Origin of the sequence: Lachnoclostridium sp. An14, from assembly GCF_002160755.1 — a bacterium.
Taxonomy (GTDB): Bacteria; Bacillota; Clostridia; order Lachnospirales; family Lachnospiraceae; genus Lachnoclostridium_A.
This window is the reverse complement of sequence record NZ_NFLE01000018.1, coordinates 1-23118: the sequence shown is the minus strand read 5'-3', so window position 1 is coordinate 23118 and position 23118 is coordinate 1. Positions and strand designations below refer to the sequence as shown.

The following is a 23118-nucleotide window of genomic DNA, read 5'->3' as shown; positions in this document are numbered from 1 at the left end:
CCGTCCCTTATAGGAGCGGTTTTCCGTATTCCTGTTCCAGTTTCCGTTTCAGTTTCTTTCCGGTCACCGAAAAAACAAGCACACTGATCAGAGCCATGACTGCTGCCGCCGCCATCATCCCTATTCCTCCGTAAAACAGCCATTCACTTTCCACCATTTGAAACCTCCAACTCACAGCGGCCAGAAATAGGCCGCCAGCGCTCCTGCTGCGATGATCCATCCAAAACAGAACTGAGAATCCTTGCTGCCCTCATAGATGGTTAATTTTCCGCCCATAAACAAATTTTCCCAGTAGATCAACAGCCGTCTCCACGGATGATTCCTTCCTCCGCGCCGGATCATCAGCACCAGGGCTACAACTCCCCCAAGCAAGATAGAAACGATTTCCGTCTGAAAACAAAATTTCCATCCGCCCAGAGCTCCGATGGCCATATAGAGCTTGATGTCCCCCGCCTTCATCGCACCCAAACTCCACAGTACCATCCCCAGAGCGCCGGCTCCCCATCCGGCAAGTCCTGTCAAAAAGCCGTTTCCGCCCATAAGCAAAAACCTTAAAATCAAACCCGCAGCCATGCAGCTCCCTGTCAGCCGGTTGGGAATCCTGTAGCTTTTCCAATCCGTCCAAGCTCCTGCACAAGCCACACATACCGCGGCAATCCGCAGCAGGCTTTCCACTTCCGTCTCTGTCACTTTCCTAAAACCTCCGCCACAATGGCTGAAATATTATCCCTGCCGTCTCCCGGCAGCACAGAATTTCTCAATAGCTGGGCCCGCTCTCCCGCAGACAGTTCCCCGCGGGCCAAAACCTGTTCCAACTGTTCCTCCAAAAGCGGGTTATACAGCCCGTCACTGCACAGAAGAAACACGTCTCCCGGTTTCCATTCCCCCGTCACAAAATAGCTTTGAGGAATTTCAAACATTCCAATACACATCGTGAGCTTATTTTTCTTGCTGGAGCGGCGAGCCTCCTCCTCTGTCATTTTCCCCTCCCGAACCAGTTGTGCCACAAGGGACTGATCCTCTGTCAGACGTTTCAGGCTGCCCCGCCTGTACAGATAGACCCGGCTGTCTCCTATATTTTCGATAAAGTACCGGTTTCCGTACAGCAACAGAAGGGAGAGCGTAGATCCGCAACTGCAATGCTCCTTCTTACGAAACTGAAGGACGGCCTGGTTTATATCCCAAATCTCCTGCTCCAACAGCTCCCTGATGTCGGCGCTACTGTCCCGTCCGGCCCACACCATATCGGGAAAGTCCTCATTCCACCAGCAGGCAAAGCGCTCCGCAATATACCGGCTCACCTGCCCGCCCCAGGAAAGTCCTCCCATTCCGTCCGCCACTGCAAAAAGCGCCGTTTCCTTTCCTTCCACATCTCCGTCCACGCACAAAATACTGTCCTGATTTTCCTCCCGAAAATCCCCGCGGTCCGTCACTGCTCCATAGGTATACACCGCCATAGGCCTCACCTTTTATCTGGAGCCACAGCGGAGGATAAACTCACTGTCCGCCAGGCTGATTTGGTCATTATCCTTTAACGGATAAGGAATATTGCTGTTGATCCGCTGGCCGCTGCGGTTAATGTAGGTACCATTCTTGGAATTTTGATCTTTTACGTAAATCTGTCCATTCTGGTTTAAAAACTCTGCATGGATCTTCCCCACTTTTGGGTTGGATACGGCAAAATCCACCTGGCTGGACAGGCGGCCGATCAGGGTGCTGGGACGGTTTAAAGGCACTCTGGACATTACGCCGTTTACATAGTATTCCAGATAAGCTCCACCATCCTGATCTCCCTCCCACAGTTCCGTCTCACCGCCCAGCTCCGTCGCCAGTGTCGTTGCGGCTGCGGATTGGCGGGCTGTATCCATGGCTGAAGGTCCGGCCCCCTGCGCACCGCTGTAAGGGCCAAAGGCAGAGGCCGCCGCAAATGGCCGGGAGCTATTGTCAAAAGAAACCTGGGGGGCCTTTGCTCCAAAAGACCGGGAACCATCCCCTGAAAAAAACGGCCCCTGGTTTTCCGCAAAAAAGGGAGTTCCAGTTCCGGAAAATACCGGGGCTCCGTTCTCGCCAACTGATTGTGAACCACGCTCTGAAAAAGACTGCATTCCACTGCCGGAAAACGGCTGCGAACCATTTCCTGTAAAGGGCTGTACTCCGCCTGCGGATCCCACCTGCGGCCTATCCGCCGGCAGTTTCTGCTCCCCACGGTTCGGAGCCTGAAAATTCAGTGGCTGGATGGGAGAAACCGGCTGTTCTCCGTCCTTTGCTCCCCGGACTGTCCCCGGCACTGCCGGACGGCCTGTTTTCCCCTCTTTTTTCCCCGATCCGATCGGGGGTTTTAAAGATTTGCCGCGGGTTTCCGATGCGCGGCCGTTCTTGCTCTTTTTCTGTTTTCCCGTTTCTTTCCCGTTCACGTAAACTTCCCGGTACAGGATCACTTCCGCCACAACTACAATCAGCACTGCAGCCAAAACATTGTTCAGCACTATAGAGCCGCTTTCATCCGTAAATGCCCCAAAAGACACCAAAGCCGCCAGCACCACCAGCACCAAAGCCTGAGGGAGGAGAAATTTCTTCTTTGCCGCCTCTTTGTCAAACTCTCCATCTGCTGTCTTCGCCCCTGCTGCATCTTGTTTCCGCGGTTTTTGTTTCTTCTCTTTTTTCGTTTTCCCCTTTCCTGAAAACATTTTCTTTTCCGGAACCTGCTCCGGTACTGCCGGTTTGCCGGCCGGCCTAGCCGGTCTGTTTCCGGGAACGGCTCTCATTTCTTCCTGTTTTTCCGGCATTTCCCAGCCAGTAGCCGGCCTGGCTCCCCCTTGACTATCAAAGTTGTCTCCCGCAGTGAAAGCCGGCCGCTCCCCGGGAACAGCCGCCGCATTTCCAGAAAACGGACTTCCAAAACTATGACCCCTATCTCCCATCCCGTTCCCCTGCGGCACAGCCCCTGCGGATATTCCTCCATATGAAGTCTCCATCTGCCTTCCTGCCAGCGGTTTTCGATACGTTTCCAGACATGAGGCAAGCTGGTCTAGGGAAAAGGGCTGCTGGTTCAGCACCTCCAAAAGCACCTGAATAAAATTGTCATTGCTCATCTCTATATGACCGTGCATAATCAGTTCTTCCAAAAGCTCCCGAATCCCGCCGGCCCCCGTATGTTCCACAGGAAGATATAAAAAGGAAGGACTGCACGTGTCCGGAGCTACGTAGATATACTCCGGCTCCATCACCAGTCCGCTTTCTGACAGCTGATATTCTCTGCCCTCCTTAACCGCCTGCAGCGCTCCCTGAAGGATACAGATCATCTCCTCCTTTTTCAGCTTTCTTCTCTCCAGAATCCGGCTTAACTGGATTTTGGATGAAATGTTGTAATAAGCCACCATTTCCCCGTTTACCATTCGCTTGGACACTGCCAGAAGATGTTCTATGGTGTTTGAGGAAATCATTTCCAGCTGGTATCCGATCAGCCCGCCGTCCTCCGGAAACGTTACCGTTAAATAGCTGGATACCCCCATATTTTCAAACGTAATGCTCCATCGACCCTCCATCGTTTTCCTGCCTCCATTGATAAAATTTTTATATAGAAATCCTGTCTGTCCGGCATCTGATATTTGCCAAGGTGAAACCGCAGCCGCGCCGACTACTATAAAGCAAGTAGCAAAATAACCATGGCCGCCGCCAGAAACGGCACAAATGGCAGCTCCGACGTTACGCTGGCGCGGCGAAACAGCAGCAGGCAGATTCCTGCCACAAAGGTCAGGCTCAGCCCCACGGCAAGGAGCAAAAATGCGTATTTCCACCCCGCTGTCATGGCAATCACTCCCAAAAGTTTTACATCTCCCAGTCCCATCCCGCCTTTTAACAGCCTGGAGACCGCAAGCAAAATTCCTGCAAACACCGCTCCCTCCATCAGAAAACGGCCCAACAGGACGATTTCCTCCTCCGCCGCCCCCAGGATCAGCTGTCCCACAAGGCAAAGCCCCAGAATCCGGTCCGGGACAATCCGCTGTTTCACATCCACTGCCGCCAGCAAAATCAAGGTGAGAAACAGTGCCGCCACCCGCACCGGCGTGATGGAACCGGGCGGCGGGAAACTTCCCGGCCAGGGAGTTTGCCCAGGCATAGGTTGCAGAAACCATGAAACCATCAGGAACGCCAGCCAGCAAAGGACAGCTGGCAGCAGCCTTTTATCCTTCCAAACCTGGTGAAATCGTTTCTCTGTCCCCGTCCAGGCCCATATTCCATATACCGTCTCCATTCCGCCGCACAGAGCCATCACTGCTACTGCCGCTGTTTCCATTCCACTTTCCATCCCGGTTTCCTGCCTTTTAGTCTATCTCCTTTGTCACAATCCGAATGTCCGGATACGCCTCTTGCACCTCGTTCACTGCCTGATCGTAGGCACTCCGGTCGATCGTTCGGTCCCCGGTAGAGGATGGAATGTAGACAATCAATACCTTTTCCCGGATCTCCTCCTCATTCACCGTCACCTGCTCCCTGGTGCTGGTCCTGTAATTTTCCATGTCGCTGCACTGCGACCGGATCGTTCCCACAATCCCTGCCGTCGTTTGATAGCTCTTTGCCCTCAGGTCTATGGAAACCTCCGCCGTGGCCGTTCCTGTGGCGGGATCGAAAGCGGAAAACGCCGGGAACTGGTCCGGCAGATTCCGGACGTTCTGCTGCTCCTGAATCAGCTTGCCCCTCTCCACAGGGCTCTTGTCCCAAACGCTCTCTTTTTCCCCGCTGCCGCCCTCGGCCTCCTGTCCCGTAAACACGTTTTTCCCTCTCATGCCGCGGACCTTCGCTCTATTTGCCAGGTTCATCTCCGGCATGATGTCAATGGGAAATAAGGGATCCACCGTATAACAGACGATCAGATCCACGGTGGAGCCGTCGGCAAAGAAACTGGACGCAGAAAAATCCAGGCCATCCATGCCTCCTACCACCCGCAGGGCCTCCAGCCTTTTGTCAGCGGAATTCCCCTTGGAATCCGCCCCAATATAGCCTTCCATTAAGGGTTTTACCACCAGAAGAAAAAACTGGTCATTTAATTCCTGAGCCCCTTCTCCCAGAAGGACACCGCCAATGTTCTTTAGCATTTCCGTGGGGGAGGTGGTTCCCTGATAGCTCACATTTCCGTCTCCGCTCCCAAAAGATTCATACAGAGAAATCACATTCTCCACGTCGGAGTTAAACTGTTCTGTCCTCCCGGAAACAGCCCCTTGAATGTTCTGATTAATGTCCCCAATGCCTGCTATTTGATAAATATAGGAATACATGGACAGCTCTTTTGCTGTCTGGCTCACCGCGTGCTGAATCAGCCCATAGGTGTACACAATCCGCATCAGAAACAGGATTGTCACAATAATCATCAGAAACAACGGGTAAACCATGCTGGCCTCAATGGTCAGCGAACCCTTTTCCTTTTTCCCTGTCATATCAATACCCCAGATAGATGGAATTTTTAAACCTCATCCGGCCCGACACTCCGCCTTCCTCATAGTTCTCCTGAAACGGCATCACCGACCCAAAGAGATACCTGGTGGAAAACTCCGTCTCTCCGTAAAGGTAGGTATAGGCCCCAGCCATGGTGAAATCACTCTGCTTTTTCTTCATATTCATTTCAATCAGATCGGCAGAGCGCATCAGCCGTTTTTCCTGTCCGGCAATTAACAGCATCATCAGAAGATAATCCTCATAGCAGACAAAGATCCCCGTTTCCCCGTAATGGGAAATCATGCCTTCTCCGTCGGGAAAGTCATTTAAAAGAATGTTTTTATTGGTTTTGATCAGAGGAATCCGGTAGCCGCCCTGGATCAGGTAGTTCATATCCATCGTCGTCTCCGCGATGGCCCAGCCCCCTAAAACAATCCAGAAAAATACCGGCTCCGGAACGATAAATCCCGTTGTTCCGCTGAGCACCAACGCCGCTGCGTGACAGGCTGGATTGACCACGGTCTTTTCCGCGTACAGGGCAATGACATTGTTGAGCAGGCGTTCCGCGTAGATGGCGGCGTACACCGAATTTTCATTGGCCGCGTCCGTACGGTTTCCAAAGATCAAGTATTCGATCTCCCCCCGCAGCACCGTCTCCCGGTCCTTCTTCGGGGTAAACCGCATATCCAATTCCCCTTCCTCGTGGGCGTAACGCCATTTCGGCATATAGAAACTGTCCTGATCCGCCTGGGACATCCCGGACTTGGAAAATTTTTCTACCCCGGTCATCCTGGTTTTAAAGGTTCCGAACATATAGCTTAGGCTCAACACATCATCGCGGACCGCTTCCCCCACCTGCTGGACCATGCTGCCGTTTTTTCCCTGATCCAAGATGGCCTTTGACGCGGTCAAATCTCCGCTGGTGTTGTAAAAATCGCTGCCTGCGCTGCTCCCGTCTTTGCTGGCAAAGGTTTTGGATGGGCGGGAATTGTAAACCTCCTGGGAGACCTCCTTCCGCTTTTCTGACGGGCTGTCGTTGTCCTCCCCCGTTTTGGTGCCGGACTGTGACTGGACGAACTCCGGATCAATCCTGTCTGTGGTCGTTCCGGCATAGGCGTCCCGCGTGGGATTCAGCTGCTCCGTATCCCAACTGGCTCCCAGAAAATAGACAAGCTCACTAACTACGGCACCCATATAGCACTGGAGAGAGGAGGTGCCTGCAACATATTCCGCATCTTCCGTCCGCTCGTCGCTGTCCAAATAGTAGTAATAATACTCCAGGATTTCTTCTTCCTCATCATCTTCTGCGTCTTCATCCTCCTCGTTCTCCCGTTCCATCTCCTCCAGTTCCTTCTCGTACCGAAAAATGGCCTCGTCGATCTCATCCATGATTTGATCCACCCGGTCCCCCAGGGTCCTGTCCGTGGAAAGCTGTCTGATCACATCGTCATCCAAAATTTCTTCGATCTTTGGAAGATACACCGTTTCATACCGCTCCACATTCTGCCTGGCGTCCTCCACCAGGGAGGCCACGTCGCTGTTTCCCGCTGCCGTCCCGCTGTTTTCCGACTGAAACGAGTTCAGACGCTCAATCCCCTTCTGCACTTCTTTTTTTGCCTGTTCTGCCTTGTCAAGCACGGATTTTGCCGCGTCGTCCAGTTTCCCTAAGCTGTCCTTGACCGCTCTCCTGCATGAATCATAGAGGGCGGCATCGCCCTCCTCCTCCGGACTTAAGGTATCCTCTGATTCCACATTGTTCAGACGGATCTGTTTCATTTTAGACCGCAGGATCGCTTCGTAGCTCCCGCAGCTTAAACCTGCGTTTTCTATGGCTGTGTTCAGGCCAGTGAGTTTCTCCCGAAGCTCTGAAAGCGCTTTGTCCGCCGCGGCATTCTTTTCGTCCACATCCATCTTATCTTCCATAGCCTCTGCTGTCTGGGCAAGCTGTTCCGCCTGGCTTTTTGCCTCTCCCAGCTGACTAAACAGGCTCAGACGGTCCGCCATCACATACAGGCCCCGGAATTTGGAATATTCCACCATCTGGTTTTCCAGCACCTGCCACTCCGCCAGGCTGTATTTTGGGGTCACCTGACAGGAATCCACAGAAAAGTCGTACAGATTCAAAAAGTCTTTGCCCTCGTAAGCGTTTCCCGCTCCCACAGCCATCTTTAAAATCTCCCAGACTTGTTGGGAATACTCCTCCGCTCCCGGTATCCCGCTGGCAAGCAGGGTGGCCTCCAGGCTTTCCCGGTAGATTTGTTCCACATTTTCGCTGTCCTCTATGGCAAACAGGCCGTAATCCTCTTTCAAATCCAGATTGTACTCCGCCAGGGCGCTGACCGCCGCCAGATCCGCCGCCTCCTGAGTGATAGCCCTGGCGCTGGCCATCCGGCTCCCATCCACCAGCACTGCCGCGAACAGCATGGTGGGAATGGTGATGATCACCAGAAAAATGGATATGGCTCCCCGGATTCTTCTGTTTTCAAATGCTTTCATCCCGTCCCCCGTTTCCTCCCAACGCTCCTGTCACTGCAGCAGCTCTTTTACGTCTTCTATGCAGTCCTGAATTTTATTGTAGCCGCTCTGCACACTGTCAAACACCGAGGTCTGACGGATCACGTCTGCCGCTAAATCCACATTCCGGACAAAATCCGGAGAATCCGTCACCGCCGACACCACGGTGGTGTCCACCTCAAAGGGGCCCTCCTGGCCGAACATGGCCGGTATGGATACAATGGGCATTTCATAACTGCTGTGGATGTGGACTTTGATTCGTTTCTCAATCAGATAGTCCTCCACCTCCACGTAGTCGCCGGAGTTTTGCCCCGAACCTTCTATGATGTCGCGCCTTCCCATCTGTCCGTCGATATATGTATTGATAATGGCGGAGTAACCCGCCTTGTTTCCGCCGTCCATAAAAGGGACATTCCGATAGGGATCCCGCACTAGAAAATCATCCAGTGTCTTTACTCCCGCGGACATATCCTTTACCCTGGAGCTGTAGATCACAGACCCACGCTCAGAGGCCTGCACTGCAATGCTCTGCAAATTTACGTGCTGATACAGCACCATTCCCAGAAATAAAATAAAGATCAAAGAAAAAAACAGGACGGAAAATACCATGGCCGCCTCTATGGTCAGATATCCGTCCTGGGTGTCTGGCCGATGCCTTCCTGTTGTCAGAAATCCTTTTTTCACCTGTTTTCCGCCTCCCCTCTTTCTTTTACTGGGTATCCCGGAAACTGAAATATGGTTTTCGGGATACCCTCTGCTTGATCAGCCCCCTGATGATGGAGCGGAAACGTCCGTACCAAATACAACTTTCATGGTCCTTTCAGCAAACCCGTAAATCTGCTCTCTGAACAGCAGTGCAACACACATCAGCGCCGCAATAATCATCACTATCTCCACCGTTCCCATTCCGTCTTCTTCCTCCCAGAATCGTCTTAACAAATCCATACGGTCTCCTCCTTTCCCTTTGATCTATAAAAACGCAGCCGGTATCCGCCGTTTTTCCGGCGCCGTACCTGGACTGCCGTTTTTACCCGCTGTCTTACATCCCGGACGTCATACTGAGCACCGCCGGCGTGGCCACGATCAGCACGATTCCCAGAAACATGATCATCATGGGGATCAAAATCTTCGTGCTGGCCTCCTCGCCCATCTGCCTGGCCGCGCTTTTGCGCATCTCCCAGCACTCGTCGCCCTGCGCCTTCAATACCGGCACCACCTCCGAGCCGCCCCTTCTCAGATTCATGACGACCACAGAGACGAACTTCGTCACCTCTTTCACCCGACACCGTCTGGCAAATTCCTCATATGCCACAGCCTCCGGACGCCCCGCCTTAATGTCCATCAGAGCATACCGCATCTCCCGGTAGAGGATGTGATCCTTCTTATTTTCATTGATGATCTTTTCCCACGCCTTGGAGATGGTCATGCCCGCATTGACCAGAAGGGTGAGTTTATTGATAAACTCCGGAAATTCCATCTGAATCAGGAGCCGCCGGTTTTCAATTTCGCTGTTCAGACTGCTATCCACCAGAAACGGCACAGCCGCAAACGCTGCCACCGCCATCCCGCTAAACAGGATTCCATTGGAAGGATCCCCCTGGACACTCATGATAACTCCCACCACAGAGGCTCCTGCCGCCGTCACCAGGGCCGCCGCCATCCGGTATCCGCTGTGAATATAGCTGTAAAACTCTGCCTCCTTCGGCCCCCTTAGCTCCAGAATCTTCTGATACACCTGATTCCTGTGCCTGGCTAACATCGCTTTGACCGGCAGGGGAATCCCCTTTTCCAAAATGTCCAGCTCCGACAGAAACAGTCCCAAAGGAATGAAGTCCTTCAGCCCGTACTCCTCTTTGTCCACATATTCCATATACTCGTCGTACTGTCCCCTGGACTTCAGATAGGACACCAGGAACAGCCCTGCAAACACCGCGCAGATTCCCGCAGACAGAATGATCGCTACAGCCATACTCTCCCTCCCGTCATCAAATTTCTATTTTCATCACCCTGGAACCCACAAAATAGGCCAGAGCAAAAATGGCGATGGCCACGGTCATGGCCGCGATCCCCGCCGGCTGTGTAAACACCGGTTTCATATAGTCCGCGGAGGTCAGCGCCAGAAATTCCACCATAATGACCGGAAGCACCATCATAAAGTTAAACTCATATTTTTTTCCGGAGATCAGGGTATTGATCTCCTGCCTCACTTCGATTTTCTCCCCGATGGTGTTGGACGTGGAGCGCATTACCTCGATTAAATCTCCCCCCGTGCGCTTGCAGGTCACGAAGATGTCCACAAAATTGTCAATATCCTCCAAATGGGCCCGCTCCGCAAACTGGCCGAACATTTCCTCCACTGTGTTATTCATTCCAATTCCCCGCAGGATGTACTCCATCTCCCGCAGAATATCCGTATTGGGATCGGGGTAGATCACCCGGAGATCCTGCAAAGAGTCCCGGATCCCCATTTCCACGGATTTACCCACAGCCAAAGCGGAGGACAGGGAATACAGCATATCTTTAAACTGAAGGGTCAGCTGGTTTTTCCGCTTTTCAATGATCTGCCTCGTGCGAATCTTTGGAAATTTCACACAGAACACCATCAAAACGGCAGACAACAGAATGTTCTGGTAGAATACATAGCCCACCAGAAACAGGACAATGGCCGCAAATGCCATATTGAGAATTTTTTCCTGTTTTCCCATAATATAGATGTCATAGTCCGTCAGGCCGTCCTCCCGCGGCACCATCTCATCCTCTTTTTTCTTTCCAAACATCTTCTCTCTCCTCTACACCTGATCAGACAGGCCCGCCATATGAAACTTATAGGTGTGAACCAGCGGATTTTCCGTCCGCTCCAGCCCGCCGATGATCCTGCCGTCCTCTGTCTCACCGTGCTCCACAAACCGATACAGGGGATTTAAACGGATCGCGCCGTTTTCATACCCCACCACCTCTGTGATCTCCAGAGTACGGCGGGATTTGTCCCGGAGGCGGGACAGCTGGATGATAATGTCCAGAGCGGAGGCGATCTGCTGGCGGATGGCCTCGATGGGAATGCTGTTCCCGGAAATTACCATAGTCTCCAAACGGCTCAGCATATCCTTGGTGGAGTTGGAGTGGCCGGTGGAAAGAGAGCCATCGTGGCCGGTATTCATGGCCTGAAGCATATCCAAGGCCTCTGCCCCTCGAACCTCTCCCACGATGATCCGTTCCGGCCGCATCCGCAGGGACGACCGGATCAGATCCCGAATGGTGACCTCTCCTTTTCCCTCCACATTGGCGTTTCTCGTCTCCAGACGGACCAGGTTCGCTACGCCTTTGATCTGCAGTTCCGCCGAATCCTCTATGGTAATCACCCGCTCATCCTTTGGAATATAGTTGGAGAGGGCGTTCAAAAACGTGGTCTTTCCGGATCCGGTTCCGCCGCTGATGAAAATATTGTATTTTGCCCGCACCATCCGCTCCAATACCTCCGCCACCTCAGGGGTGATCGAGCCGTAGCCGATGAGCTTTTCCATGGTCATGGGATCTTCCGGGAATTTACGGATGGTCACCGTCGGCCCATCCAACGCGATTGGCGGTAGCACCACGTTGACGCGGGAACCATCCAGCAGTCTGGCGTCCACAATGGGATTAGCCTCGTTGACTGTGCGGTTCACTTTCGATACGATATTGAGAATGACATTTTCCAGCTTTTCATTGGTACCAAAACTGACGTCCTTTTTATAAAGGCGGCCGCTCTGTTCCACAAACACATTGTGCGGGCCGTTGATCATAATTTCCGTAACTGTGGGGTCATCCACCAGAGGCTGGAGCACATCCAATCCCCTCATGGAATTGAATACGCCCTCCATCACCTCTTTTTTCTCTGTCAGTGTCAGATACTGTTTCCGGGACTCCTCCATCACAATCTCTGCAATGACCTCCCGGATTTCATCATCGCTTACATTTCTGGTCAGATCCAGACGCTGGGACACCAGTTCCCGGATTTGCCTGGCATACGCCTGCATATTCTCGATCATACCCTACCTCCCGCGCAAATGCCGTGTTCAGCCATTCATCAGCCGCGCCAAAAGCGGCTGGAATACGGCCATAAGCTGCTCTTTCCCCTGCAGCAGGGCCTTTTTTCTCTCCAACACCGGGAGATTTCCTATCACTCCCACACAGGGAAGTCTTCCAGCCAGCCCGCTCTCCCGCAATACGGTTTCCCCAGTCTTTCCGGACATCCTGTTTGCCACCAATTCCATTTTCCCAAACAGCGCATTGTAATTCTCGTGAAACGCGGCCTCATTTAGCAATCGGTTCAGCTTTGCTGCCGCCGTCTCCTCAGCCGTCACCGGCACAAAAATGACATCCGTCTGCTCCAGTATCTTTACTGTCCGCTCTGAAAAACCAGAGGACAGATCCAGTACCATCACATCGTATTCTGCCTGACTCTTTACCGTTTCCAGCAGCCGGACCATATCCGTCCCTTCCATTTCCCCATACTCGGATATACTTTCCACACCATTTACATAGTAAAATCCAGCCGACGGTTCCTGTCTGACGCTGGAGGCCAGCTTAATCCCCACGTTCATGCCCTTTGTCTTTAAAGCCAGAAACAGATCCGAGAGCGTTCCCGGCGTTTCTGCCAATACCATATCCATCGAGTCTATCTCCTCCAGATTCAGATACAAAGTACGCAGTCCGGCACAGGCACAAGTTGTCGCCATTCCCAACGCTAAAGTACTCTTTCCCGTTCCTCCTGCCGGGCTGTAAAAGGCAGTGATTTTTGTGTGGCTGTTTCCACGGATCACTTCCGCGGAACCAGTAGATTCCGCATATTTTAAAAGCAAATCATTTAACAGGCTTTCTGTCTTTTGATATTTCTTCACCGTTTCAAAGCCGTCCACAGTGTCCGTCGCAGTGGACAAGACGATTTTAACCGCCACGGTGGACTGCGCCGCCAGTTCCTGATCTGCAAATGTTTCGTCCACCGCCAAAATATCCACCCGTCCCCGCTGCAGATATTGTTTTAGCATTGAAAGATCTGTGAAAATACTCAGCTCCAGTTGAGGTGCCTTTTCCATAAAATAGTCCGACAGCCGTTTTAAATAAACTCCATCGCTGTCTGCCAGAACCACAGTTCTTTTGACCATGCCCATTCCCCCCTTGCCCATCTCTGGGAACCCTTCAAATTATCCTAATTATATAAAATTTGTAGTTGTATGTCAATTTAAAATATCTTTTTGATAATGCAATATCATTGTGATTATTATATTGTTATCTCTACAAAGGAGAGTGACAACATGATCGCTGATAAAATTAAGTCTCTACGTGAAAAAAATAACCTGACCCAATCTGCACTGGCTAAAAAGCTCAATGTCACGAGAAGCTCTGTCAACGCATGGGAAATGGGGATTTCTGTCCCCTCCACCTCCCTGATCGTGGATATTGCGAAACTTTTCCACGTTTCCACAGATTACCTCCTGGGAATCAATGCCACTGCTTCCCTGGACATTTCCGGCCTGAATGAGCAGGAAATTATGCTGATCTACGGTTTGGTAGAATATTTTAAATCTGGAAATAAGGGTACGGGATAAACGGTTTCGTCTCCGTACTTCTTGTTGCTTAAAATAACAGAAAAAACCGTACCGAACGGCTTTGCATCGTATTCTGTGCTTTGCCGTTTGGTACGGTTTTCTTCTTTTTACAAAATATTTTATTATCCTATCCTTATTTTATCTCTTTAAAAAGGAAAAGACTTTCTGTTTTACCGCTTTATAATCAACTCTTGCGTTCTCCCCGCCCCTCTCCTCCTACTTCAAATACCGATCAAAAAACCCAATCATCAGCTCCTTCACCGAATCCTGGAAAAACTCCCTGGTTCCGTGGCCGGCGTGCTGCACCACGTAATACTCTGTCCGGTCCTCCAGGCCGGCCTGGCAGATCTTCTCATACAGCACGTCGCTGCTGGCCTCTATGGGCACGATGGGGTCGTTGTCCCCGTGGAGGATCTGCATGGGGCACATGGCGGGGTTGACAAAATACACCGGGCTGGCGGCCTTCGCCCGCTCCTTCATGGTGGCCGGGTCGCCGCCTAAGAGGGCTCCTCCGTGGGTGTCCTCCACCTTATGCCAGCGGAATTTGGGATCGGCAAACTTCTTCTCCTCGATCTCCATCAGTCCCAGCACGTCCGTGGGGCCGAACAGATTGCAGCAGGCCTGCACGCTGGAGGAATGGCCCTCCCACTCTCCCTCGTTGTAATCGTCCAGATTCATGGCCGCAAAGGCCGCCAGATGGCCTCCCGCCGACCGGCCGAACACTCCGATGCGCTCCGGGTCGATCTCATATTTGGACGCGTTGGCCCGCAGGAAACGGATGGCCGTTTTCACGTCGATGAGCTGGTCCGGAAAATGCCCCTGGGCGCTGCTGCGGTAGTACATGGACGCCACCACGTAGCCGGCGTTGGCAAATTCCGCCATCTCTCCCAGCATCAGGTTTTTGTCCGCCCCTCTCCAGCCGCCGCCGGGAATCCACAAAAGGGCCGGCTTGGGGCTGTGATCCTCCTTCGGGTCGTCTTCTCCGGCCGCCAGCCGCATCTCGCTGTTGCCGTTCTGGAGCAGGATGGACATGGTCAGATCCAGGGGATTCCCCTCCAGATCCGTCCTTCTGGAATACACAATATTATCTATAAGGGTCAGCGTCTTTTTCTCGTGACCGGGATTTATGGTCTGTTTCATTCTAAATGCACTCCTTCCTTGCTTTCTGCCGCTTTTCTTTTTATTATATCCGCCTTCTCATCATCCGTAAATGGGGAAGAACAGGTTCACTCCCACAATCAGAGCCACCATCATAATCAGGATCATGGGCAGGGTGAATTTAAACAGCTTAAAGGGATTGTGGTTTCCGATTCCAAAGGCCATGATCGCCGCGGAGCAGCCGGTGGGCATGGCAATGGCAAACCAGCTGGAAACCGCCGTCACCAGCACCACCGCCTGCACGTTCATTCCCCCGGCCAAAGCCGTGGCCGCCGCAATGGGGCACATGAGGGCCATGGTTCCCATGTTGGAGAGGAAATTGGTCATCACCGTGGTCACCACGCAGAATACCACCGACACGTAGAGGCCGCTGGGATTGTCCCCCAGGATCCGAAGCACCGTCTGGCCGATGAGATCGCCCACTCCCGTATTTCCCAGCACAGTGGACATCACCGTCATACCGGCGATCATCCACACCATATCGCCGGTCATGGTGGTGATCACCTGGTTTACCGTAAATACCTTCGTCAGGATCAGCACGATGACGCCTACGGCGGGAAGGATGTTGGTGATGTTGCTGTCCAGCTGGTTGGAGAACATAAAGCCGGCGATCACGCCCAGGAATACCAGGAAAATGATGGTCTCATCCCGCTTGGAAAGGGCCGCCTGCTCCTTGACCTCCTTCACCTGGGAACTGTCGATCTTCTGGGAAGGGATCAGCTTATAGGCAAACAGGCAGTAAATGGTGCCCGCCAGCGCCGGGAAAATGCCGGCCTTAAAATAATCCGCGATGCCGAGCAGATGCTCCGGCCCCACCATTCCCTGATAGAAGGAGTTGATGGTGCCCGGCATGGTGGCTCCCATGCCCACCGGGATTTTAGAGGTCCAGATGGTGTTGATGCAGGCCACGGCAAACAGCATTCTCGCCGGAGAAATATCGCTGTCGTCGTCTAAGGTCTGTACAAAAAGGAGCATCATGGACACGCAGGCGATCTGTCCCATAAGCTGAGACAATGCAAGTGTAATCACATAAATCGCCGCTACTAAAAGAATGCCGCTCTTGCCCTGCAAGCTGTTCATGGCCTGGCGCAGCCGGTGAACCAGGCTGGTTTTCCCCAGGGCGCTGGCCACTACCAGCATGGTCGCCACCATAATGGTGGTGCTGTTGGAAAGGCCGGAAAAGGCGGTGGAAATGTCGCAGACGCCGGTGAGCACAAAGGCCACGCAGCACATCATGGCAGTGACTCCGTAAGGAAGGGCGTGGGTCAGCAGCATCACTACCATAAACGCCAGAATACACAGGACGATGATCATTTCTGTAGTCATTTTTTTACCTCCGTAACCGGGAAACGGAGGGCTCCAGCCAGTTCCCGCCGCGGCCGCCGGCAGGAGGAGCCATCTTCCTCTCCCTTCATTGATGCTCCCATTATAGGGCCGGGAAAGGGGGAAAACAATCCAGCAATGGCTATAAAAGCTATAAGCAAAAACTATAGATATTGACATTCCCCCTCCTGCTCCTCTATGATGAAAGAAAAGAAAGAAGGAGCGAAAGGGCCATGGACGTAAAAGAACTCACCTATCTCACCGCCATCGCCGAGGAGGGCAGCCTCTCCGGGGCCGGGAAACGGCTGCACGTTTCCCAGCCCACCTTAAGCGTATTCCTCTCCGGCCTGGAGCGGACCCTGGGGGTGGATCTGTTCCTGCGGGAGAAAAAGCGGCTGATCCCCACTCCCGCCGGCTATATTTACCTGGACGCGGCAAAGCAGATCCTCGCCGTCCGGGATCAGACCTACCAGGCCATCCGCCGCGTCACCCACGAGCTGACGGAGACCATCACCGTGGGAGCGTCCCCGCTGCGAGGCTCCATCATGGTGGCTCAGATCTTCCCGGAATTCAGCCGCCGCTTTCCCGACGTAAAGGTGGAAATCAAGGAATCCTATATGCAGGACCTTTGGCGGAACGTGGAGGAGAGACGGGTCAGCTTTGCCCTGGCCTCCTACTACGATACCGGAGCCTCCGCGTTTGACTGCATCACCACCTCCAAGGAGGAGCTGGTCCTGGGCGTCCCCGCCTTCCACCGGCTGGCCTCCCTGGCCTCCGGCCCCGCGGGCAGCCGCCTGCCCGCCATCGACATCCGGGAGTTTTCCGACACCCCCTTCGTGCTGCTGGCCCCCGGAACCACGGTGCGGACCATGTCGGACTTTATCTTCTCCCACGCCGGCATCACCCCCACCGTAGTGTTTGAGACCAACAACCTTTTAGTGCTCACCAACATGATCCGTCAGGGCGCCGGGGCCGGCCTGCTGCCCCGCTCCTCCCTGGTGGAGGATCCGGAGCGCATCGTCTACTTCTCCCCCAGCCCCCGGTATTACTTAAGCCTGGGCATTGTGGTGCCCAAGGGCCGGCAACTGTCGGAGGCAGAGCGGTATCTGGCCTATCTGGTCATTAAAAAAGACCGGGACAACCCGATCTACACCCCCGCCTTAAACGCCAGAGCCCGCAGTCTCTGGGAGGAATTCCACGGAAAGGAGGGCCTGCCGTGAATACCAGGCTTTTGGAAACTATCATCGCCATTTCAGAGGAGAAAAGCCTCTCCAGGGCCGCCGACCGCCTGCTGGTCACCCAGCCCGCCCTGTCCCAGCAGGTGAAAAAGCTGGAACGGGAGCTGGACGCCAGGCTGTTTCGCCGGGAGAAAAACCAGCTCCTCCTGACCGATGCCGGCCGCATCTACGTAAACGGAGCCCGTTCCGCCTTAAACATCTACTACCGCGCCCTGGAGGAGATCGAGCGCCAGCGCGTCTCCGGCCGCCGGCAGATCATCCTGGTGATGAACGGCTCCCTGCTGCCGGACTTTTCCACCAGGATCCTGCCGTCCTTCGCGGAAACCCACCCCGGCGTCTTTTTAAATGTGATCAACGGCAACGCCTCCGTGGCCAAGGACTACCTGACGGGAGGGATGGCGGAGCTGGCGGTGATGGCCGCCGGAGAGCTGACCCACAGCATCCTGGAATATCTTCCCCTGCGGGACGACGAGCTGCTCTTATCCCTTCCTCAGGGCCATCCCCTGATCCGCCTTTTCCGGAAAAGCGGCGTCCGCCTGGAGGAGCTGGCGGACCAGCCCTTCATCTTAAACCGGAACGGCAGCTATTTTCAGACCCACGAGCGCAGGCTGTTTGCCGCCGCCCGCTTTACCCCCAAGGTCCTCTGTGAGATCAGCGACCTTGCCGCCGCCAGGCATATGGTGGCAGAGGGAAAAGGCGCCGCCTTTCTCCCCCGCTCCCTGGCTGAGCCTGAGGATGGCTGCGCCTATTTTTCCCTGACCCCGCCCGCCTGTTTCCACGTGGTTCTGGCCTACCACAAAAGCACAGTCCTGGCCGGGGCCATGCGGGAGCTGATCTTTCTGTTTCTGAACGCCTACGGGGAGACGTAGCCTACCCCTTCCGGCTGTCAAAATAAGCAAACCGGTCCACGGCGTCCAGGATGTCCTTAAAATCATCCCTGGGCGCCAGGTCGATGTACCGTTTCAAAAGCTCCGTTTCCCCTTTCTTCGAGCGGTACTTCCCGTAGAAAATGTCGTAGAGATTGTGGCCCCGCAGGTAGGTGCGGATTTCCTCCATGTGAGCCTTCATATCCTCCGGGGAGGTGAAATCCCGCCCCAGCACTTCCTTTAAATGCTGGCCGCTGGTCAGATTCCGCAGATAGCTCCTCCATTTCTTCCAGAGAATCCGGTAAAACTGCTCCTCCGAGTCCACCACCCCCAGTTTCGCCATCACCGCGGGATTCAGGAAATAATTCTCAAAGGAATAGTATTTTAACACCAGCACGTTTTCCGGCCTCACCCGGGGCAGCTTATCCACGTCCACCCGGTTCTGCTCCTCGTAGTAGGCGCAGAGCTGGCGGCGCAGCTTTTCCCGGTCGGCCCCGTCTCCGTCCCGGATCATGAGAAACTGGTCTTTTAAGTACACCTGGTTCATGTATTTTAAGTTGGCATAGGTCTTGATGTTGGTGCAGCTGTTGGTGGTGATGATGGCGATGCGGTACAGGTTTCCGTCCTCTCCCCTGGTCTCCTTGTAGTATTTTTGCAGCAGCAGGGGCAGGCGGCTCTTGTCCTGCTTTCCCTCCACGATGAATACGAAATCCACATTCATAAAGTCCCCGGCGGCGTAGCCCAGATCGTTTAAAATCACGTCGATGTCCGTATTTTCCCGCAGCGCGGAATAATACTCTCCGTCCAGCACCACCTGCCGGATCTCCCTCCTGGTGAAATTTACCAGCAGGTGGGGAGAATGGGTGTTGAAAATCACCTGGTTTTTCTTGGAGAGGCGGTAGAGGGTCTCGCTGGCAATCTTCTGCAATTTAGGGTGGAGAAACATTTCCGGATACTCCATCACCAGGATGCTGGGCAGCTTTTTGTCGTCCTCCACGTAGGTCTCCAAAAGGGACAGCAAATAAATGCTCCTCATGCCCTTTCCCATATCCTCCACCGGGGTCTCCCGGTTCTTTTCCTCCTGAAACATGGTCACCTGGATGCGGAACATATCCTCCGCCGCGCAGGTTAAGGTGTAGCAGATCTCCCCGTAGCCGCCGTTTTTCTCAAAATTGTCGTTCAGCCGCCCGGAAAAGTCGCTGAGATTCGTCTGATAGAGCTTGTATTCCAGCAGCCTGGCCGTCTCCCCGATGGTGAGCTCCTGGGGACTTTTCTGCTCGATAAGCCCCACGCACTGGAAACAGTGGCGGCACTCCTTTGCCGCGTCAAACAGACAGAAACCGGAACGGAGCTGATCCATGAGCATCCGGTCCTGGAAAAACAGCAGATCCTTCTGAAACTGGTCGATCTCCCGCTCCACGTTGATGCAGTACATATGGGGCAGCACCTCCGGGATGGAGCGGTTGTTTTTCCGGTAACCGTCGCCGTAGCGCACCTCCCCGCTGCGGTTGCAGGTGAGGGTGAAATGGAGGACGCCGTCCCGGAATGAGGGAAGGCGGCGGCAAAAATCCTTCTCCCACACCTCGTAGCGCTTGTACTGGCTCACCAGCCCCAGGGTGTGAAGGCGGCGCAGATCCTCCTGTGTGATCTCCAGAAACACCTCCACCTCAATGTTCTGCATTTTTTCGTTGAAATCCCGCTCCGTAGGCACGTAGGAGCCGGTGATCAGCCGGATCGCCTCCAGGACGGAGGTCTTTCCGGTGTTGTTCTTCCCCACCAGAATCAGGGCGTTTTCAATATTGGAAATGTCCATCTCCCGGATCAGCTTGAAATTCCGGATGATGATGCGGGAAAATTTCATGTGCGCCTCCTTTCGGCTCCGGGGCCGCCCCTCCGTTTCCGCAAACGGTCTCCGGCGGAAACTGCGGCGGCCATATCTCGGTGTCCGCTGAATTCACAAACCTTTTTAAACAGGGCCTTGGCCTCAAAAGTAAATCCCCCGCTGACACACCCCACGGGTATTTTCGATCCTCCGCCCCTGATATTCAAATATTATAAACTTTCATGACGGGAATGTAAAGAAAAGCGGCATTTCAGGAGCGTTTGCGGGCTGTCCCCGCCGCCCCGCTCCCCCCCCGGGCCCCCAAAATATGTTCCATACAAAATGCGCAACGGACGTATTATAAACTTTCATTTTACGAATGGAAAGAAAAGGAGTATAATAGGGACGTTTGCGGATTTTTGACCCGCCTAAACCAACAAAAAAGGAGTTTTTCATATGAAACGCGCAACGGACATTTCCCGTCCCCTTCTCCCGGGCTGGCGCACAGCCTTCCTGGAGGGGCTGCGGGACGGGACTCCCATCGGGCTGGGGTACTTCGCCGTGGCCTTTTCCCTGGGCATCACCGCGAAAAACGCGGGACTCACACCGGGACAGGGCTTTTTAGCCAGCATCCTCTGCAACGCCTCCGCCGGGGAGTACGCGGCCTTCACCCTGATCGCCGCCGGCGCCTCCTATCTGGAGGTGGCCATCATCACCCTGATCACCAACGCCCGCTACCTGCTCATGAGCTGTGCCATGAGCCAGCGGATGCGGCCGGGGATCCCCTTTTACCACCGGCTGTTCATGGCCTTTGACATCACAGACGAGCTCTTTGGCATCAATATCGCCCGTCCAGGCTACCTGGATCCCGCCTACACCTACGGGGCTATGGCGGTGGCGGCCCCCTGCTGGGCCTGCGGCACGGCCATCGGTGCCTTAGCCGGAAGCCTTCTGCCTCTGCGGCTGGTGAGCGCCTTCAGCGTGGCCCTCTACGGGATGTTCCTGGCGGTGATCATTCCCCCGGCAAAGACGGACCGGGTGGTAGCCGGGCTTATCATCCTCTGCTTTGCCGCCAGCTTTCTGGCTGCCAGCCTGCCGGCCCTGGCCGCGGTTTCGTCCGGCACCAGAACCATCCTGCTCACCGTGGTGATTTCCGCCGCGGCAGCCGCCCTGTTTCCAAGAGATCCCAAGGAGGAAGAATCATGACCTCAAACATCTACATTTACATCCTGGTGATGGCCGGCGTTTCCTTCGCCATCCGCGCCCTGCCTCTGACCCTGATTCAGAAACAGATCAAAAACCGGTTTATCCAATCCTTTTTGTACTACGTGCCCTACGTCACCCTGGCCGTTATGACCTTCCCGGCCATCCTGGAGGCCACCCAGAGCCCCGTCTCCGGCGCCGCCGCCCTGATCATCGGCATCGCCGCCGCCTGGCTGGGCGCCGACTTATTCCGGGTGGCCCTGGCCTGCTGCGCGACGGTGCTGATTTTGGAGCTGTTTCTCTGATGGCCCGGCGGTTTTGTTTTGTGGGAAACGACTAAACGGCCATTTTCAGCGGCAAAAATGCGAAAATTGCTAAAAATCATAAAAATTTAAATTTTTTTAAAAAAAGACTTTTCAAACCGTAAACTCTGTGCTATAATAAAAAACGCGTTGGGGCATTAGCGCAGCTGGGAGCGCGTTTGAATGGCATTCAAAAGGTCACGGGTTCGAATCCCGTATGCTCCACTTGAGAGAAACCTTGTATTTATGCGAAAAACCGCATAGATACGAGGTTTTTTAGTGATTTGAGAGGAAAAACCGGAAACCGGAATGTATAAAAAAACAGCCTGATTTCCGGTAAAATATCACACGAGTATCACACGAAAATCACACGAATTTTTCTCCGAAGATGGTATTTAAAGAAGTCCCGTAAATTGCTGCCGGACTTCTTTTTTAAATCACATACCTGTGGTTCTCAAAGTCGTACCGCTCTGCGATCCGAAGCTCCCCGCGGGCATCGGTGATCATACACTGCCCTTCATGAATACCGGCATCCGGGCACAGGAAATACCACTCTCCCGCCGGATCCTGCTGGTATCCGGTCAGCATGTAACCCTCAGAGTCAAACAGATACCAGCCGGATGTGCCACCGGTGGCCTCTGTAAGCCAATACCAGCCGTTGGACGCCCAGGATCCGTCTGCGTACTGGTACCACCAGCGCCGGCCGTCCGCAGCCCGTTTGAAGCCCTCTGTATAAACCGGATCCACGCTGTAGTCAATGTCACAGAGCTTCAGGACCTTCTTCCAGGCGGTATCTTTCACTTTGGATTTAATTGTTCCGTAGTTGATGCCCTTGGCCTCGATGCAGTAGCCATTTCCGACGTATATGCCGATATGGCCGGGCTTCCAGATCGCCCAGCCGATCATGGACTCGTCGAGAGCCCCAATGGCCACCCGCTCATCCGCTGTGTCGTGATAGTTATAGCTTCCCCGGACGATGCCGGTGTACCAGCTGATTAGGCCGCTGCAGTCGGTGCAGCGCTGGCCGATAAACTTCCGGGCCTTATTAGTATAACTGCTGGTATACATGGATGGATTCTGCTTCTTCAAAACCTGCAGGCGTTCCTCCGTCAGTACCTCGCCCTTTGCTCCGTATACGTAGGGTGTACCAATTTTACTCTCACAAAATGCCACCAAGCCGGCGGCTTTTCTTTTATCTGACATAATTACCTCCATATAAAAAGGCCCCAGGATCTCTCCCAGGGCCAGAGTTGCGATGTCGCAGATCAGAGTCCGACTCCCGGGCCGGTCACTGCGTCCTTGTCGATCTGCACGCCGGGGCCGGTCACCGCATCCTCCTTGCGCACAGTGTCGTCATTTCCCGGTGCGCTGCTGTCCGCAAGATCTACTCCGGGCCCGGACGGCACATAGTGTCCGCAGTCCGTCTCAGGGTGTTTGTGGGGTGCATCGTTCTGGTGGCATTCCTCAGCCGTATGGGGTGCCTGCATTTCATGGTTTCCAGTGTTTGCTTTAATCATAGTTCTTTTTCTCCTTTTCTCTTCACGATTATTTCTAGGTTGGCCCTGCGGCCGCCGGGATACCGCCCGGCCCGGAGATGTGGGATCACCTCCTCACTTGCCCTCTTTATCTCCAACGCCCGCTCCGGCCTGGATCAGTTTTTCAGTCACCGCCAAG

23 protein-coding genes and 1 tRNA gene are annotated in these 23118 nt (G+C 54.0%); 6 read left to right on the top strand and 18 right to left on the bottom strand.

Annotation, left to right across the window (positions count from 1 at the left end; genetic code table 11):
• Window positions 1-7: 7 nt before the first annotated feature.
• The 13 genes from B5E84_RS20625 to B5E84_RS11320 all read right to left on the bottom strand — a co-directional run bounded on the left by B5E84_RS20625 (window position 8) and on the right by B5E84_RS11320 (window position 13088).
• The gene (locus B5E84_RS20625) at window positions 8-157 is read right to left on the bottom strand and encodes a hypothetical protein (RefSeq protein WP_162612855.1); all 150 of its coding nucleotides are present in this window, start codon (window positions 155-157) and stop codon (window positions 8-10) included.
• Window positions 158-171: 14 nt separating this feature from the next.
• Window positions 172-690, bottom strand: coding sequence for an A24 family peptidase (locus tag B5E84_RS11375; protein ID WP_087222809.1), 519 nt, complete (start codon window positions 688-690; stop codon window positions 172-174).
• The gene (locus tag B5E84_RS11370; protein WP_087222807.1) at window positions 687-1457 is read right to left on the bottom strand and encodes a PP2C family protein-serine/threonine phosphatase; all 771 of its coding nucleotides are present in this window, start codon (window positions 1455-1457) and stop codon (window positions 687-689) included. The genes B5E84_RS11375 and B5E84_RS11370 overlap by 4 nt, the downstream gene beginning before the upstream one ends.
• Before the next feature lie 12 nt (window positions 1458-1469).
• Complete coding sequence (locus tag B5E84_RS11365; RefSeq protein ID WP_087222806.1) at window positions 1470-3545, bottom strand: DUF6382 domain-containing protein; 2076 nt, start codon at window positions 3543-3545, stop codon at window positions 1470-1472.
• 95 nt (window positions 3546-3640) lie between these two features.
• Complete coding sequence (locus tag B5E84_RS11360; RefSeq protein ID WP_087222804.1) at window positions 3641-4309, bottom strand: prepilin peptidase; 669 nt, start codon at window positions 4307-4309, stop codon at window positions 3641-3643.
• A 16-nt stretch (window positions 4310-4325) separates the two neighbouring features.
• Window positions 4326-5435 (bottom strand): endonuclease toxin domain-containing protein, encoded by a 1110-nt coding sequence (locus B5E84_RS11355; protein WP_087222802.1) that lies wholly within the window; start codon window positions 5433-5435, stop codon window positions 4326-4328.
• A 1-nt stretch (window position 5436) separates the two neighbouring features.
• Window positions 5437-7929 (bottom strand): DUF5702 domain-containing protein, encoded by a 2493-nt coding sequence (locus B5E84_RS11350; protein WP_087222800.1) that lies wholly within the window; start codon window positions 7927-7929, stop codon window positions 5437-5439.
• Between the two features lie 30 nt (window positions 7930-7959).
• Entirely contained in the window at window positions 7960-8631 is a 672-nt protein-coding gene (locus B5E84_RS11345; protein ID WP_087222798.1) for a TadE family protein, read from the bottom strand.
• 78 nt (window positions 8632-8709) lie between these two features.
• Complete coding sequence (locus B5E84_RS11340) at window positions 8710-8892, bottom strand: Flp1 family type IVb pilin (protein WP_087222796.1); 183 nt, start codon at window positions 8890-8892, stop codon at window positions 8710-8712.
• Between the two features lie 94 nt (window positions 8893-8986).
• The gene (locus B5E84_RS11335) at window positions 8987-9916 is read right to left on the bottom strand and encodes a type II secretion system F family protein (protein WP_087222794.1); all 930 of its coding nucleotides are present in this window, start codon (window positions 9914-9916) and stop codon (window positions 8987-8989) included.
• Window positions 9917-9932: 16 nt separating this feature from the next.
• Entirely contained in the window at window positions 9933-10724 is a 792-nt protein-coding gene (locus B5E84_RS11330) for a type II secretion system F family protein (protein ID WP_087222792.1), read from the bottom strand.
• A 12-nt stretch (window positions 10725-10736) separates the two neighbouring features.
• On the bottom strand, window positions 10737-11972 hold the full coding sequence (locus B5E84_RS11325; protein WP_087222790.1) for a TadA family conjugal transfer-associated ATPase: 1236 nt from the start codon (window positions 11970-11972) through the stop codon (window positions 10737-10739).
• Window positions 11973-11999: 27 nt separating this feature from the next.
• Window positions 12000-13088, bottom strand: coding sequence for a P-loop NTPase family protein (locus B5E84_RS11320; RefSeq protein WP_087222788.1), 1089 nt, complete (start codon window positions 13086-13088; stop codon window positions 12000-12002).
• Between the two features lie 150 nt (window positions 13089-13238).
• Here B5E84_RS11320 and B5E84_RS11315 point away from each other — a divergent pair, with 150 nt between their 5' ends.
• Window positions 13239-13532, top strand: a complete 294-nt coding sequence (locus tag B5E84_RS11315) for a helix-turn-helix transcriptional regulator (RefSeq protein ID WP_087222786.1) — start codon at window positions 13239-13241, stop codon at window positions 13530-13532.
• A 216-nt stretch (window positions 13533-13748) separates the two neighbouring features.
• Here the strand turns inward: B5E84_RS11315 and B5E84_RS11310 are convergent, their stop codons facing one another.
• Window positions 13749-14672, bottom strand: a complete 924-nt coding sequence (locus B5E84_RS11310; protein ID WP_087222784.1) for an alpha/beta hydrolase — start codon at window positions 14670-14672, stop codon at window positions 13749-13751.
• A 60-nt stretch (window positions 14673-14732) separates the two neighbouring features.
• Window positions 14733-16016 carry an SLC13 family permease gene (locus B5E84_RS11305; RefSeq protein ID WP_162612854.1) on the bottom strand — a complete coding sequence of 428 codons (1284 nt, stop codon included), beginning with the start codon at window positions 16014-16016 and terminating at the stop codon, window positions 14733-14735.
• A gap of 230 nt (window positions 16017-16246) precedes the next feature.
• On the opposite strand from B5E84_RS11305, the gene B5E84_RS11300 reads away from it, so the two are divergent.
• Both B5E84_RS11300 and B5E84_RS11295 read left to right on the top strand, forming a co-directional pair.
• The gene (locus B5E84_RS11300) at window positions 16247-17233 is read left to right on the top strand and encodes a LysR family transcriptional regulator (RefSeq protein WP_087222780.1); all 987 of its coding nucleotides are present in this window, start codon (window positions 16247-16249) and stop codon (window positions 17231-17233) included.
• Window positions 17230-18120 (top strand): LysR family transcriptional regulator, encoded by an 891-nt coding sequence (locus tag B5E84_RS11295; protein ID WP_087222778.1) that lies wholly within the window; start codon window positions 17230-17232, stop codon window positions 18118-18120. Before B5E84_RS11300 ends, B5E84_RS11295 begins: the two co-directional genes overlap by 4 nt.
• 1 nt (window position 18121) lies before the next feature.
• Here B5E84_RS11295 and B5E84_RS11290 read toward each other — a convergent pair whose 3' ends face one another.
• On the bottom strand, window positions 18122-19978 hold the full coding sequence (locus B5E84_RS11290) for an ATP-dependent nuclease (protein WP_087222776.1): 1857 nt from the start codon (window positions 19976-19978) through the stop codon (window positions 18122-18124).
• A 417-nt stretch (window positions 19979-20395) separates the two neighbouring features.
• Here B5E84_RS11290 and B5E84_RS11285 point away from each other — a divergent pair, with 417 nt between their 5' ends.
• From B5E84_RS11285 to B5E84_RS11275, 3 genes are all read left to right on the top strand, one after another.
• On the top strand, window positions 20396-21145 hold the full coding sequence (locus B5E84_RS11285) for an AzlC family ABC transporter permease (RefSeq protein ID WP_087222774.1): 750 nt from the start codon (window positions 20396-20398) through the stop codon (window positions 21143-21145).
• Window positions 21142-21447, top strand: coding sequence for an AzlD domain-containing protein (locus B5E84_RS11280; protein WP_087222772.1), 306 nt, complete (start codon window positions 21142-21144; stop codon window positions 21445-21447). The genes B5E84_RS11285 and B5E84_RS11280 overlap by 4 nt, the downstream gene beginning before the upstream one ends.
• A 149-nt stretch (window positions 21448-21596) precedes the next feature.
• Window positions 21597-21669, top strand: a tRNA-Ala gene (locus tag B5E84_RS11275).
• A 207-nt stretch (window positions 21670-21876) separates the two neighbouring features.
• On the opposite strand, the gene B5E84_RS11270 is transcribed toward B5E84_RS11275, so the two are convergent.
• Both B5E84_RS11270 and B5E84_RS11265 read right to left on the bottom strand, forming a co-directional pair.
• Window positions 21877-22647 carry an NlpC/P60 family protein gene (locus B5E84_RS11270; RefSeq protein WP_087222770.1) on the bottom strand — a complete coding sequence of 257 codons (771 nt, stop codon included), beginning with the start codon at window positions 22645-22647 and terminating at the stop codon, window positions 21877-21879.
• 62 nt (window positions 22648-22709) lie between these two features.
• A complete protein-coding gene (locus B5E84_RS11265; RefSeq protein ID WP_087222768.1) occupies window positions 22710-22961 on the bottom strand; it encodes a hypothetical protein in 252 nt (83 codons plus the stop codon).
• Window positions 22962-23118 lie beyond the last annotated feature (157 nt).

What these genes read in the sequence shown, in the direction of transcription:
- B5E84_RS11285 (WP_087222774.1), top strand. Translation starts at nt 20,396, where the DNA reads ATGAAACGCGCAACGGACATTTCCCGTCCCCTTCTCCCGGGCTGGCGC.
- B5E84_RS11315 (WP_087222786.1), top strand. Translation starts at nt 13,239, where the DNA reads ATGATCGCTGATAAAATTAAGTCTCTACGTGAAAAAAATAACCTGACC.
- B5E84_RS11265 (WP_087222768.1), bottom strand. Translation starts at nt 22,961, where the DNA reads ATGATTAAAGCAAACACTGGAAACCATGAAATGCAGGCACCCCATACG.
- B5E84_RS11335 (WP_087222794.1), bottom strand. Translation starts at nt 9,916, where the DNA reads ATGGCTGTAGCGATCATTCTGTCTGCGGGAATCTGCGCGGTGTTTGCA.
- B5E84_RS11290 (WP_087222776.1), bottom strand. Translation starts at nt 19,978, where the DNA reads ATGAAATTTTCCCGCATCATCATCCGGAATTTCAAGCTGATCCGGGAG.
- B5E84_RS11325 (WP_087222790.1), bottom strand. Translation starts at nt 11,972, where the DNA reads ATGATCGAGAATATGCAGGCGTATGCCAGGCAAATCCGGGAACTGGTG.
- B5E84_RS20625 (WP_162612855.1), bottom strand. Translation starts at nt 157, where the DNA reads ATGGTGGAAAGTGAATGGCTGTTTTACGGAGGAATAGGGATGATGGCG.
- B5E84_RS11365 (WP_087222806.1), bottom strand. Translation starts at nt 3,545, where the DNA reads ATGGAGGGTCGATGGAGCATTACGTTTGAAAATATGGGGGTATCCAGC.
- B5E84_RS11340 (WP_087222796.1), bottom strand. Translation starts at nt 8,892, where the DNA reads ATGGATTTGTTAAGACGATTCTGGGAGGAAGAAGACGGAATGGGAACG.
- B5E84_RS11270 (WP_087222770.1), bottom strand. Translation starts at nt 22,647, where the DNA reads ATGTCAGATAAAAGAAAAGCCGCCGGCTTGGTGGCATTTTGTGAGAGT.
- B5E84_RS11305 (WP_162612854.1), bottom strand. Translation starts at nt 16,016, where the DNA reads ATGACTACAGAAATGATCATCGTCCTGTGTATTCTGGCGTTTATGGTA.
- B5E84_RS11350 (WP_087222800.1), bottom strand. Translation starts at nt 7,929, where the DNA reads ATGAAAGCATTTGAAAACAGAAGAATCCGGGGAGCCATATCCATTTTT.
- B5E84_RS11300 (WP_087222780.1), top strand. Translation starts at nt 16,247, where the DNA reads ATGGACGTAAAAGAACTCACCTATCTCACCGCCATCGCCGAGGAGGGC.
- B5E84_RS11355 (WP_087222802.1), bottom strand. Translation starts at nt 5,435, where the DNA reads ATGACAGGGAAAAAGGAAAAGGGTTCGCTGACCATTGAGGCCAGCATG.
- B5E84_RS11280 (WP_087222772.1), top strand. Translation starts at nt 21,142, where the DNA reads ATGACCTCAAACATCTACATTTACATCCTGGTGATGGCCGGCGTTTCC.
- B5E84_RS11330 (WP_087222792.1), bottom strand. Translation starts at nt 10,724, where the DNA reads ATGTTTGGAAAGAAAAAAGAGGATGAGATGGTGCCGCGGGAGGACGGC.
- B5E84_RS11360 (WP_087222804.1), bottom strand. Translation starts at nt 4,309, where the DNA reads ATGGAAAGTGGAATGGAAACAGCGGCAGTAGCAGTGATGGCTCTGTGC.
- B5E84_RS11320 (WP_087222788.1), bottom strand. Translation starts at nt 13,088, where the DNA reads ATGGTCAAAAGAACTGTGGTTCTGGCAGACAGCGATGGAGTTTATTTA.
- B5E84_RS11310 (WP_087222784.1), bottom strand. Translation starts at nt 14,672, where the DNA reads ATGAAACAGACCATAAATCCCGGTCACGAGAAAAAGACGCTGACCCTT.
- B5E84_RS11370 (WP_087222807.1), bottom strand. Translation starts at nt 1,457, where the DNA reads ATGGCGGTGTATACCTATGGAGCAGTGACGGACCGCGGGGATTTTCGG.